At 55.4% G+C, this 12,641-nt stretch carries 13 protein-coding genes; 7 read left to right on the forward strand and 6 right to left on the reverse strand.

What is annotated here, in order from left to right; translation table 11 throughout:
* Positions 1-77: 77 nt before the first annotated feature.
* From ACAW87_RS25505 to ACAW87_RS25530, 6 genes are all read right to left on the reverse strand, one after another.
* Positions 78-1,247, reverse strand: coding sequence for a porin family protein (locus ACAW87_RS25505; RefSeq protein ID WP_370726501.1), 1,170 nt, complete (start codon positions 1,245-1,247; stop codon positions 78-80).
* A 115-nt stretch (positions 1,248-1,362) separates the two neighbouring features.
* A complete protein-coding gene (locus ACAW87_RS25510) occupies positions 1,363-2,688 on the reverse strand; it encodes a hypothetical protein (RefSeq protein WP_370726502.1) in 1,326 nt (441 codons plus the stop codon).
* Positions 2,689-2,699: 11 nt separating this feature from the next.
* Entirely contained in the window at positions 2,700-3,596 is an 897-nt protein-coding gene (locus ACAW87_RS25515) for a DUF4097 family beta strand repeat-containing protein (protein WP_370726503.1), read from the reverse strand.
* The gene (locus tag ACAW87_RS25520; RefSeq protein ID WP_370726504.1) at positions 3,593-4,243 is read right to left on the reverse strand and encodes a hypothetical protein; all 651 of its coding nucleotides are present in this window, start codon (positions 4,241-4,243) and stop codon (positions 3,593-3,595) included. Before ACAW87_RS25520 ends, ACAW87_RS25515 begins: the two co-directional genes overlap by 4 nt.
* Positions 4,240-4,782: an RNA polymerase sigma factor gene (locus ACAW87_RS25525; RefSeq protein ID WP_370726505.1), complete on the reverse strand. Its 543-nt coding sequence runs from the start codon at positions 4,780-4,782 to the stop codon at positions 4,240-4,242. The genes ACAW87_RS25520 and ACAW87_RS25525 overlap by 4 nt, the downstream gene beginning before the upstream one ends.
* A gap of 159 nt (positions 4,783-4,941) precedes the next feature.
* Positions 4,942-5,694, reverse strand: a complete 753-nt coding sequence (locus ACAW87_RS25530) for a class I SAM-dependent methyltransferase (protein WP_370726506.1) — start codon at positions 5,692-5,694, stop codon at positions 4,942-4,944.
* 112 nt (positions 5,695-5,806) lie between these two features.
* On the opposite strand from ACAW87_RS25530, the gene ACAW87_RS25535 reads away from it, so the two are divergent.
* The 7 genes from ACAW87_RS25535 to ACAW87_RS25565 all read left to right on the forward strand — a co-directional run bounded on the left by ACAW87_RS25535 (position 5,807) and on the right by ACAW87_RS25565 (position 12,540).
* On the forward strand, positions 5,807-6,160 hold the full coding sequence (locus tag ACAW87_RS25535; RefSeq protein WP_370726507.1) for an S-adenosylmethionine decarboxylase family protein: 354 nt from the start codon (positions 5,807-5,809) through the stop codon (positions 6,158-6,160).
* Positions 6,157-7,527: a DUF4178 domain-containing protein gene (locus ACAW87_RS25540; RefSeq protein WP_370726508.1), complete on the forward strand. Its 1,371-nt coding sequence runs from the start codon at positions 6,157-6,159 to the stop codon at positions 7,525-7,527. Before ACAW87_RS25535 ends, ACAW87_RS25540 begins: the two co-directional genes overlap by 4 nt.
* Entirely contained in the window at positions 7,527-7,733 is a 207-nt protein-coding gene (locus tag ACAW87_RS25545; RefSeq protein WP_370726509.1) for a hypothetical protein, read from the forward strand. The genes ACAW87_RS25540 and ACAW87_RS25545 overlap by 1 nt, the downstream gene beginning before the upstream one ends.
* Positions 7,734-7,746: 13 nt before the next feature.
* Positions 7,747-7,962, forward strand: a complete 216-nt coding sequence (locus ACAW87_RS25550) for a DUF350 domain-containing protein (protein ID WP_370726510.1) — start codon at positions 7,747-7,749, stop codon at positions 7,960-7,962.
* Positions 7,955-9,523, forward strand: coding sequence for a polyamine aminopropyltransferase (locus ACAW87_RS25555; protein ID WP_370726511.1), 1,569 nt, complete (start codon positions 7,955-7,957; stop codon positions 9,521-9,523). The genes ACAW87_RS25550 and ACAW87_RS25555 overlap by 8 nt, the downstream gene beginning before the upstream one ends.
* A 140-nt stretch (positions 9,524-9,663) precedes the next feature.
* Positions 9,664-11,325 carry an NAD(P)-binding protein gene (locus tag ACAW87_RS25560; protein WP_370726512.1) on the forward strand — a complete coding sequence of 554 codons (1,662 nt, stop codon included), beginning with the start codon at positions 9,664-9,666 and terminating at the stop codon, positions 11,323-11,325.
* A 192-nt stretch (positions 11,326-11,517) separates the two neighbouring features.
* Positions 11,518-12,540 carry a hypothetical protein gene (locus ACAW87_RS25565; protein WP_370726513.1) on the forward strand — a complete coding sequence of 341 codons (1,023 nt, stop codon included), beginning with the start codon at positions 11,518-11,520 and terminating at the stop codon, positions 12,538-12,540.
* The last annotated feature ends 101 nt before the right edge of the window (positions 12,541-12,641 follow it).

A 12,641-nucleotide genomic window follows, 5' to 3' on the forward strand; every position in this document is an offset into this window, starting at 1 on the left:
ATAACAGAGCTACGCTGAAGCGACTCCCCTCTCCCGTAGGGGGAGAGGGGCTGGGGGTGAGGGGAAACCTACCTACCTCACCGAATCGCCCAATTCACGCCTAGCTGGTAACTGTGGTAGCCGTCATTGTAGGGCGAGGTGGAGAGTTGGATCAGGTCGCGCTGGTAGCGGAGATCGATTGACAGGCGTTTGCTGAGTTGATAATCGGCACCGAATAGCAGGCCGCTGTTGGTGTGCGGGCGAATTGTCTGGCTGGCTTGACCTTCCTGTTGTGAGGTCCCTTCCAGCTGGAAAGCCAGATAAGGACCAGCATATAAATGCAGACGTTCGGCGGCTTCGTGCCGAAACAGGACGGGTAATTCCAGGTACGTTGCGTCGACCCGGAACCCGTTCGACGATGTGTTTCCTGCGCTAAAGGCCTCGAAGCGATAACCACGCTGGGCATAATTCACTTCACCCCGCATGGCCCAGGTCAGCGATAACGGATACTCGGCCCACAGCCCGGCAACGAATTTATTCACATTGCGTGATGCTGCACTTGCCCCACCGTTTTCCCCTACCCGACTGGCAGCCATACGCACGCCCCATGCCAGCGGTTCGTTGGTGGCACTACCGATTCCTAACGAGTCACGGGATATATTAAATCGGTATGACGTTCGGAGACCTATTGTGCTGATTGCCTTTTCATTGGCGGGTAGATAAGCAACGGCATTGACACCCACGGCCCAGCGCGGCGACACCCGAAAGTCATATCCCGCCGCCAGCATCGGCATTACGCGGCTTTGATCGGTGTAGGTTGGCAGCGCATCGTAATAAGTATCTGGTCCTGGCTGTTCACGGAAAATACTGTCGATGTTCACTTCGCGCCGCCGTTGCAACGATACTCCAGCCTGCACTTTCAGCTGGTGGCGCTTCGTAAAAATGGGCAACCAAACAGCCGACAAATCGGTCATGCGCTCCTGTCGGTTGTAGTAATCCAGAATGGCATCTGGATTGAGTTGGCCATACCTGTTTTGTGCCGTACTAAACGGGTCATTATTGGCTGAGCCGCCCCAGCCCATACCCAATGCAACGCCTAAGCGGGGGCTAACATAAGTTGTTAGCTGCTGACGTACCTGCCAGCCTTTCCGGTAAGGGGCCGGAAATCGGAGACTCGACACGCCCGTTTCAGCTTCAAAGCGAAAGGAAGATTGCGCAATGGCTGGATACGTTACCAGGCAAATGAAGAGGAGAAGGAAAGGTTTCATAAAGTGGTTGCGTGTTGGTTATGCACGTGTTGCTGACGCGTGTGTATTGCTGACGCGTGTAGAGACGCAAAATCTTGCGTCTCTACGGTAGCCGGATGGTACGCTGATACGATTTTTAAAACCGATATCCGGCTTGTAAACCGAATGAACCAAAATTTGGGGTGGCGCGTAGCCAGGGGCCAATGGCCAGCCGGTCGGTGGGTAGGAACTGGTAATCAAGGCTGGCCTGTGGTGCGGCCTCAAATCCGTCCTGGCGCGAACTGGCTGTTAGGTTCACCGGCCTGATTGCCGTTGTTTGTCCATTGACGATTACGGTGCGGTAACTACCGCCACTACTTACTCCCCCGCCAACATAACTCAGTTGGGCACTAACCGTCAAACCAATGCGATGCTGACGGCTATAGACAGGGAGTACCCGAGCACCGGCCAACAGAGAGACCGTGTTGGTTGCTGAGAAACCGCCGGTTCGAAAGGCTGAAGAAGGTACCGGTTCAAAACCACTCAGGCCACGCATGTAGGTCAGGCCAACCGTCCAGCCGAGGCGCGGCCGTACATACCGAGTGTAGCGGTTTTCATAGATAAACTCACTACCTATGTCTTCGAGCAGGATACCCACGCCCACGCTGAATTCATTACGGATGAACGGAATATCGCGCTGGATACGGGCGTAGGCTTTGTTCTTGCGGGGGGCCAGCAAATGGCTTTTCAGAGGAAACAGTTTATAGCCTACCCCCAACGACCAGAACGCGTACCGTTGCTGAATGGCGTAGGTACGTCGTTGATAGTCAACACCATCGACAGACGGAGAAAGGCCGGGGTTATAGGTTAGGTCCAGCGTGAAGCCACCTATATCGGTACCGATACCTACCTGTGCTTCGAGTAGGTTTCGCTTCAAACTAGCCGATGCAATCGTATTCAGGCGGTACTGATTGGCCTGACCCTGCCAGTATTCACGCACCGACTGGTTTTGTTCGGCTTGGGCCTGTGCTTCCAACCGATTGATATCAGCCGTGTAGTCGCGTTGTTCCCACTTGTTGACCCCACCAACTACACCAGCGCTGAGCCGCAGCCAGGGCAGGGGCTTATAACCGGCGATCAATCGAAGATCGTTTCGGCGTGTACGGGGATAAATCGGTCCCCCGCCCATAGAACTGATAACACTCAGGTTGGCAAACGAACTACCACCCCTGATTGCGTTGAATTCGGCATACCAGCGCGGCCGGTCGTACCGGGCAAATACGCCTAATCCGCTACCCGCCTGATCGCCATCGGCCACGGTAGAGATAGCTCCAATTGGTAACACGGCATTATCGCCAACGGTTAGCGTCCGGCTCAGGCCGAGGTAGGCTTTGGGGCCGAACGACCATTCCTGAGCCATCGACGGAGTGATGAGGAGCAGACATAGTAATCCACTCAGGAAGCAATGTAAACGTGAGTACATGGTTGTAGGAATTAACGATTAACGAAGACTTTATCGCTCTGAATGAACACATTGGCATAGCTGGACCGAATAACCAGCTCTACTTTACGGCCGGGCGGCTCATAGGTGAATGTCTGCTTGCTGCCAAACTTGCTCAGGTCATCCGTTACGCCGTCGGGCACGCGGATGTCGGCGTAGGTGGCGATCACGTCGTAGCGGAAGTCGGTGATGATTCGTGTCTGGATGGTGGTTTCGGCCCGGGCGGCTTCCAGCGAAAACGCCTTCATCGTTTGCGGATTCGGCTGAACCAATAGCTTACCGTAGTGGCTTGTGATGCGACACGTTCCGCCAAGGTCACGCAGCACCATGTCGGCTTTTTCGGATTTGAGCGTCAGCAGCGCGTCGATAGAGCGCCCTTCGATATCGCCATAGCTGGAAGTGATCGTGAGCTTGCCCGCCATGTCGTCGAGTGTCAGTTTACCGAACTCGAATTTCAGCGTCACCTCACCCGACAGGCCGCGCAGGCTAATGTCGCCAAAGGAATTACCGATAGTCAGCAGGGCTTTCTCAGGTACGTTCACCTCATAGATGGCTTTCAACTGACTCTGCGCCTTACCACCCGATACAACCACTCGGTTCGACAGGTCGAGGGCGTTTCCGTTGGCCTGAAGCGTGTACTGATGATAGGCCACTTCACGCTCGGCCACAGCTTTGTCGGGGTGTTTGGCCACCAGCCGAAGCTTGATGGAGACGGTTGGGCGATTCCAGCCACGGATGGTAACGTCGGCCTTTTGGGCGTTGATTCTGATCGGCTGGCCGGCGGTGTAGGGCAAGTCTTTTTCCACCACCTTCGTCACCACCTGCACCGGCGTTTGCGCCCGGCTCAGTAAGGGAATCCACAACAAGAAAAAGAGAATGAGTCGGTTCATGATCGCAGGAGCGTTATGAGTTCTTTGGTTACGTCGGCCCGTTGATTTTCGAGTTTTACCTGCGCCCGCACCAGTGCAGGATCGTCGCCGAAGCGCTCACGTTCGTCGGCAAGGCGTTGCTGTTCTACGGATAATTCACCTAGCTGCGCCCGCAGTTCGCGCACTTCGGGCCGCTGACAGGCCAGGGCTTCTTCCTCGCACTGACGCTTGATGAACTCCTCGGCGCGTTGGTCATCCGGGCTATCGGTTGCTGTCTCCACGTCGCCAGATGTCCATTCTGTTTGTTGCTCTACCGCATATTCGATACGTTCAACAGGCTGATTAGCCCAAGACCTGAACAGCCACGTACCCAGTACGAGCAGACAGGCAGCAGCAACGCCAACTTGCCAAACCGGCCAACGTACCTGGCCAAGGCGGCGAGTTGGCTCCGTGGCGGGGTGAGCTATGACGGGCGATTCGTCAGGCGCTTGTTCAATTGCCAGAAGTGCATCGTCTATTCGTGCCCAAAGGTCATTTTCGGGTTCAAAATCGGGTAGCTCATTGATTACCTGCGCGAGCCGCTCGTCTGATTCCAGATCAGCTTCGATCCGGTTCCAGAGGTCGGGCCGGGGCTCGTATTCGGGGAGGCGGGATAAGAGATCGTTCATGATAGCCGCTGTCTAAGTAATTTCTTCGCGTAGCTAACCTGCGACTTCGACGTACCCTCGGAAACGCCCAGCATTGTGGCGACTTCGTGGTGCATATATCCTTCTACTTCCACCAGCAAAAAGATCGTCCGCGCCCCATTAGGCAGCGATCGGATGGCCACGTCCAGCTCCGCACCCGTCATGGTGTCGGGCAACACGGCGGGCTGATCGTGACGGGTTTCGTCGATCGTTTCGAACCGACCTTCGAGTTGCTGTTTCCGAATGGCCTGCCGCACCACAATCGTCTTGATCCAGGCCCCGAGCGTCGACCGGAACGCGAATTTTTCCAGACTGCGAAAAACCTCCACAAAAGCGTCCTGCAACACATCGTGTGCATGATCGGGGTCATTGGTAATCCGGTAAGCGGTCGAGTACATCGCCCGCTTATACCGGTCATACAATGTCCGCTGCGCCGCCCGCCGGTCCACCGTCAGTTCGCCAAGGCATTGGTCGACCAACTCGCGTTCAGATATGTCAGATGAAGTGGCCAGGCGAAGCATGGTTTTCGGTTAACTACACGACAAAGTGCAGCCCGGCCATGAATTGGTTGGAAAGGGTGTTGAAAAAAGTTCAATGTTTAATGTTCAATGTCTAAAATTGCTCTGCTAATCAGCGAAGCGACTTTAGACATTGAACATTAAACATTGAACCCTTCTCTCCTACTTCTTCCCAAAAATCAGCACGTGTTGCTGGGGGAGGCGGGGGTCGTTTTTCAAGAGTGTCAGGCCGAGGGCGGTCATCTCGCGGGTGGCTTGCGCTACACTCATTTTGTGGTGCTCCTTGATGGGTACGTTCGGGTCTTCGGCGCGGTATTCGACCAGCACAATGCGGCCACCCGGTTTTAAGGCTTTGGCTAGGGCAATGCCCATTTCGCGGGGATTCGAGAATTCATGGTAAGCATCGACCATCAGGGCTATATCGATGCTGTTGACGGGGAGTTTAGGGTCGGTGATGGTGCCAAGGATAGGCTCCACGTTGGGTACGTTCTCTTTCTTCTTACCGTCGTTGAGGTACTCGATCATTTCTGGCTGGATATCCACAGCCAGCACTTTCCCCTGCGGTACGGCCCGCGCCAGCCGGAAGCTGAAATAGCCAGTTCCGGCACCAATATCGGCCACTACGTCGGTTGGTTTCAGGTCAAGCGCGGCCAGCAAGAGATCGGTGCGTTCTTCCTGCTCGCGTTCGGGACGCTCAAGCCATTCGGCACCGAGGTGGCCCATTACCTGCGAAATTTCCCGACCCAGATACACTCGACCAATGCCATCGTAGGATGGTGTTTTGGTGGTATAGAAGCTCGTTTGCCCAGTTTTCGGAGGCGTACTATCAGCCTTGACCGTTGACTGATTCGTTGATTGTGACCGATTACAGGCAGCAAAGCCAATTAGCAAGGCGAGAATAAGGTACGGTTTCATGGTTTTGGGTTTGTCCTACACTAAACCACCCATAATCAAGCTTGTTCAGCCGTTTAAGCCATTCTTCATAAACCGATTACCTACACGTGTTGTAAACGACTATACTTGTGTCATGAATACGTACCAACCCGGTTTACATGTACTGGCTACGTTCGAAGCACCCGTTGACCGGCTGACCGACGTTTCGGCCTGCCGTGCGGTATTTGATAGGCTGATTATGGAGTTGGGACTAACCAAGGTGGGCGAAGCGTATCATTCTTTCGAGAATGGCGGGTTTACGGCGGTCGTCTGTTTAACCGAATCGCATGTGTCGATTCATACCTGGCCCGAATTTGGTCGGGCTACGTTCGACGTGTTTCTGTCGAACTACCTGCGCGACAATTCAGAAAAAGTGCGTCTGTTTTATGCCGAAACCCTGCGGGCTTTTGCGGGTACGGAACTCACCCTCGATACCGTTAGCCGATGACCGACTCGTTACCCACCGATACCAAGCCCTGGCCCGCGCCCGACACGGTTACCTGCCCGAACTGCCAGACCGAGTTGACCTATTACGACCCAAACAGCTCGTTTTACGGTTGCCCAACCTGCAAAAAGCTGTTCAAGGCCGAATACGAGAACAAGCCAGAGATCGTTGATTTCCCGCGTCCCAAACAAAACGAAAATATATCCATTGCTATCGGTACCGAAGGGTATTTGAACAGCCTATGGGTACGTGTGGTGGGCTTTATGGTGAAGCAGGAAAAAGGCACCAGTTATCAGTGGCGCGAGTATATGCTGCTGCTGAAAGACGGCACCACCCGCCAGCTCGCCGAGTTCAACGGGCACTGGATGTGGATTGGCCCCGCCGCCAACCCGCATACGATAACGACGATCGACGACAAAGCGACGTACACCAGTAACGCCGATGAATACCGGCTTTATGCCCGATACCAGGCCGATTTGGTCACAGCCGCTGGTGAGTTCGACTGGAATATTCTGGACGATGAATTGCTGACCATCGAAGAGTATATTGACCCGCCAAAAATGTTGGTTCATGAAACGGCTTTTCGGCGGGACGACTGGTACGAGGCAACGTATGTGTCAAAAAAAGACGTTGCTAAAGCGTTCGGATTGGATAAGCACAGCCTGCCCGACCCTTCTGGCGTTGGGGCCATTCAACCCAACGAATTTGCCGAACGCTGGCCCGGCATCTGGCAATTGACGCTACTGGCCATTGTTGCCGTGATTGGCATTCATATTGTCAATCTCATGTTTCGGCCGGCGAAGATGGTACATACCGAGACGTTTACCAGTGCGGCGCTTTTTCAGTCAGGTACCTTCACGGATCCTGCCCAACGCGCCATCGATTCGACCCGGGTTGCCCAATCTCAACCAACACCAAAAATGGTTCGTAGTCAGTCGTTTGCGGTTACAGGGCCAACAGCGCTCGATATTGAATTCAAGTCCAACGTGGATAATACATGGGTCGAGTTTGCCACCGAACTGGTGAATGAACAGACTAATCAGCGGTACATTTTTACCGAAGCGGTCGAATATTACCACGGCTATTCAGATGGTGAGAACTGGACTGAAGGCGGCACCGAAAGCTCAGCTACGCTCTCGAAAATACCCTCGGGGCAATACCATCTGGAAATGTCGCCCTATACCCAATACGGCCAACAGCTTTCTTTCTCAGTGAAAGTAGGGCAAAACACGTCGCTGATCAGTAACGTGTTGTTGCTGATCGGGTTGCTACTGCTCTATCCAATCTACATCCTGATTCGACGGAGTGGCGTTGAAAGTTTACGCTGGCAACAAAGTGATTTCGGACCAAAAGAAGAGGAAGAAGAGTAATGCTACCAAAGATCATCTCCGCTATCACAAAATCGCCGATCTATTTTGGCGTGGTGCTTATGCTACTGGGCTTCTTTGCCTGGTCTGAATTTACGGGCAACCGTCTGCTTGGCGACGACAATTACGAGACCGAAAAACATGGCTACGGCACCAGTTCAGGCGGGCGCGGCGGCTATCGTGGACGGACCGGCTTTTATCATAAATAAACCCCTTTTTTGCATGGAATACCTGAACATGAAGGCCATCGTTGCCTCAATTGTGTACTCGCTGATCGGCATCGTGATCCTGGTTATCTCGTTTGTGGTGATCGAAAAACTGGCGCCGGAACATCTCTGGAAAAAGATCGTCGAGGAGAAAAACGTGGCCCTGGCGATCATGGCCGCTGGTTTTATGCTGGCCGTAGCCTTCATCGTCGGCATGGCGTCGCATGGTTGATCAGCCAACACAGTCGGGCAGCAGACGGGGGGGAGCGATAGCGGAGCAGGAATCGTCGCGGCAATGGCTGTTGTTACTGTCGGTTTTTGTCATTGCCACCTGCGGGCTGATCTACGAACTCATTGCGGGTACGTTGGCCAGCTACCTCCTGGGCGATTCCGTTACGCAGTTTTCGACCATCATCGGCACGTACCTGTTTGCGATGGGCGTAGGCTCGTGGCTGTCCAATAAGCTCGATGGGAATTTGCTGCGCTGGTTCGTCCGCATCGAAATTCTGGTCGGCCTTGTCGGTGGATTCAGTGCGCCGCTCCTGTTCGTGCTGTTCGAATACGTGGTGTCGTTTCGGGTGGTGCTCTACACGCTCGTGGGCCTGACGGGCGTGCTGGTGGGCCTCGAAATTCCATTACTCATGCGCATTCTCGAACACCGCGTGGCCTTCCGCGATCTGGTGTCGCGCGTGTTCACCTTCGATTACATCGGTGCGCTGCTGGCGTCGCTGATTTTTCCATTGGTGCTGGTACCCATGCTCGGGCTGGTGCGCACCTCCCTCCTCTTCGGCCTGCTCAACGTAGGTGTAGCGGTGTGGTTACTGCTCAAATTTTCCGAAACCCGCCCATTCCGACGCGGCTTACTGATGGCAGCGGGACTGGCTGCTCTGGCGCTGCTGGCAGGCTTTGCCGGTTCTGAGCGGATTATGGGGTTTGCCGAAGCGGCGACGTACCAGAGTTCGGTGATCTACAGCAAAAGCACGCCCTACCAACGCATTGTGCTCACCCGCAACGCCCGCGACCTGCGGCTCTTTCTAAATGGTAACCTCCAATTCAGTTCAGCCGACGAATACCGCTATCACGAAGCGCTGGTGCATCCGGCCATGCAGACAAACCCCACGGCTAAACGTGTGCTTGTGCTTGGCGGTGGCGATGGACTGGCGGTACGCGAACTACTTCGTTACCAACAGATTGAGCAGATAAAACTGGTTGATCTGGACCCCGGCATGACGCGGCTTTTCCAAGAAAACACGCTACTAACCAGCCTCAACAAACGGTCGCTGCTATCGCCAAAGGTGCAGGTCGTTAACGCCGATGCCTACGGCTGGGTACGTTCCGACACGGCCCGCTACGATGTGGTGGTTGTCGACTTCCCCGACCCGTCGAACTATTCGATTGGCAAACTATACAGCACGGCTTTTTACCGCGAACTGGCGCAGCGGCTGGCTCCGGGCGGGGTCGTGGTGGTGCAGTCTACGTCACCATTTCTGGCGCGGCGGTCGTTCTGGTGCGTGGTGCACACGATGCAGGCCGAAGGATTCCAGACGTTACCCTATCACGCCTACGTGCCGTCGTTCGGCGAGTGGGGCTTCGTACTGGCATCGTTGCAGGACACGCCCCGACCACGTACCCAAACCGTACCGTTGGGCCTCCGCTTTATCGACGCCAACAGCCTCCGCCGCCTCCGCGATTTTCCCCCCGACATGGCCGAGTTACCCACTGATCTCAATAAACTCAACAACCAATCGCTGGTCCAGTATTTCGAAGAAGACTGGGGCGCGGCGGGGCAGTAACCCCTCACCCCCAACCCCTCTCCCACGTTGGGAGAGGGGGGCTACTCTACAGCAGCTTCGCTAACTAGCAGAGCTACGCCGAAGCGACTCCCCTCTCCCGTAGGGGGAGAGGGGCTGGGGGTGAGGGTAAAGACAACCATATGAACCGACGTCACTTTATACAAACCACCGCACTGAGCGTATTCGCGCTACCACCCCTGATACAAAGCTGTGCGACCTCGGCGGGCGGTGATACGTCAGGTACGTTGGCTGCAAACGTTGACTGGAACAACGTACCTGGAAAATTGCTGGGGCCAAATGCGAAGGCAGGGCACTGGCTTCGGCAAGCGTTGACCCCTGCCACAGATGTGGAGCCGAAAGAATACGACGTGGTGATTATTGGCGGAGGTATTGCGGGACTGTCGGCGCGGCGGTGGTTGTGGCGGGCAGGCGTTCGGAATGTGCTGATGCTGGAACTGGAAGCGCAACCCGGCGGCAATTCTAGTAGCGGAAAAAACGACATATCGGCTTATCCCTGGGGGGCGCATTACCTGCCTGTTCCTGACTCCAGGCATTCCGAACTGATTGATTTTCTGCACCAAACCGGGACGATTACGGGCTTTACGGCGAACGGAACGCCGATTTATAACGACTACCATCTTTGCCACGATCCCGAAGAACGACTTTTTCTGGATGGTCGCTGGCAGGATGGGCTGATACCAAAAGAGGGTATTCCCGAAGCTGACCAGCAGCAGATTGTACGGTTTCTCGCCCTGATCGAGTCGCTGAAAAAAGCCAAAGGCAACGACGGCCGCGACGCCTTCTCCATCCCCCTCGACCGCTCGTCGGCCGACCCGGCGTACCGCCAACTGGATGCAATCACGATGACACATTGGCTCGATCAGCAGGGGTTTACCTCGACGTACCTGCGCTGGTATGTGGCCTACAGTTGCAAAGACGATTTTGGCAGCACGCCCGACCAAACATCGGCCTGGGCGGGGCTGCATTATTTCGCGTCGCGCAAAGGCACAGGCGTCGATGGCAGTGGAGCCACGCTTTCGTCAGCCGTGCTGACCTGGCCTGAAGGCAATGCGTTTCTGATGAATCAGCTTCGCCAACAGGCCGATTCACCCGTACGTGCCCAGACTGTTGCCTACGCGCTGGACCTCTCCGACGCCAATACCGTTCGGGTGTCGGTGACCAACGTACCTACGGGCAAGCAAACGGTTATTCGGGCAAAGCAGGTATTGCTGGCCGTTCCGCAGTTTGTGGCCAATCGATTGCTGGCTGGCATTGATCCGACCCGAACAGCCGCCGGGTTTCACTACGCGCCCTGGGTAGTGGTGAACCTCACCGTCGAGGCCCTGCCCCACACCACCGGACCCACACTTTGCTGGGATAACGTTTTGTACGGCACCGAATCGGTTGGGTACGTGTCGGCCAGTCATCAGCACCTGACCGATAGTGCGCAGCGGGTGCTCACCGTGTACCGGCCGCTAACCGGCAATGACCCGGCTCAGGTACGTCGACGGGCGTACGAAACCACGCGTGAAGCCTGGTTACAACAGACGTTAACAGAGTTGGAAACGGCGCATCCAGGTTTGTCGGCCTACGTGCGCGAAGCCAATGTTTGGGTGTGGGGCCACGGTATGATTTCGCCAACGCCCGGCTTTATCTGGGGTGCTGCACGTCAGAAAGCCAGTATGCCCATTCAACATCGCATCTATTTTGCGCACAGCGATTTAAGTGGCATCTCTATTTTTGAAGAAGCCTTCGCACAAGGCATCCGCGCGGCGAAGGGGATGCTGGAAATTGGTATATAGTTCGGCTTCTCGCTGTAGGTTGCTGACGCGCGGCCCTTCGACAGGCTCAGGGTGACAAGCCCAACCAAGTTGGTCATCAACATTTGGATGTGCTTTGTCACCCTGAGCCTGTCGAAGGGCCACGCGACAGCAACCTACAGTGGGAAGCCAGTAACACGCGAAGCAATACCCACACAAACACGTTTGAACACCATGCCCTCCTGGATCAAATCACCGGCTTACGATACTGCATTTATCCTAGCTCCGCCGTTTGTGGCGCTGGGTGTGGTAGCGTTGTTGCCTGAGCAGTACGGCCAAAGCAGTGCCATGCCTGTTGCGGCCTGGGTCGGGCTGGTGCTGCTCATCGATGTGGCGCATGTGTACAGTACACTATTCCGCACCTATGCTGATTCGGCGCGGTTCCGGCGGCAGAAGATGACGTTTTTGCTGGTGCCGGTGCTGTGCTACGTGCTGGGTACGTTGCTGTATAGTGTTGGGGCCAACTGGTTCTGGCGGGGACTGGCTTACGTGGCCGTGTTCCATTTCATCCGGCAGCAGTATGGGTTCCTGAAACTGTATAATCGCTACACGCAAACAACCCGCCTCGACACGCTGACTATCTACGCTGCGACCCTCTACCCTATTCTGTGGTGGCATCTGTCACCTAACCGCAATTTCAACTGGTTTGTCGATGGCGATTTCTGGCAACCTGCGCTGCCAACACCCGTGACCGACATGATCAAACTTGTGTTGGGCGTGGCTTACGCCGGTCTGCTTCTCGCTTATGTGGGGCAGGAAATCCGGCAGTTTATCCGGCATAGACAGTGGAACGTACCCAAACAAGGGCTAGTGCTTGGCACGGCGCTTTCGTGGTACGTGGGCATCGTCTGGTTCAACGGCGACCTGACATTTACGCTGCTCAACGTGGTAGCCCACGGCGTTCCGTACATGGCGCTAATCTGGGTGAGCAACCGCCGCACCATGCCGACGCCACTACAGGCGAAAATATGGGGAGCATTTCTGTTCGTTGGCTTTCTGGCGCTACTGGCTTATCTGGAAGAAGGTCTTTGGGATGGCCTCGTCTGGCGCGATCATGCCAGCGTATTCGGCCCGTTTCAGCAATTACCCGCGCTAACAAACTCAGGCTGGCTGGCACTAATTGTACCGTTGTTGGCCTTGCCTCAACTAACGCATTACGTCCTCGACGGCTTCATCTGGCGACGCGGTGATCACTGACAAGATTATATCGGCGTAGCCCCCCGCCCTGAGGGGAGCCCGCTAGCGCGCAGGTATTGCTTGCGCGCTAGCGGGCTCCCTTCAGGGCGGGGGGCTACGCC

Origin of the sequence: Fibrella aquatica (genome assembly GCF_041321135.1) — a bacterium.
GTDB lineage: Bacteria > Bacteroidota > Bacteroidia > Cytophagales > Spirosomataceae > Fibrella > Fibrella aquatica.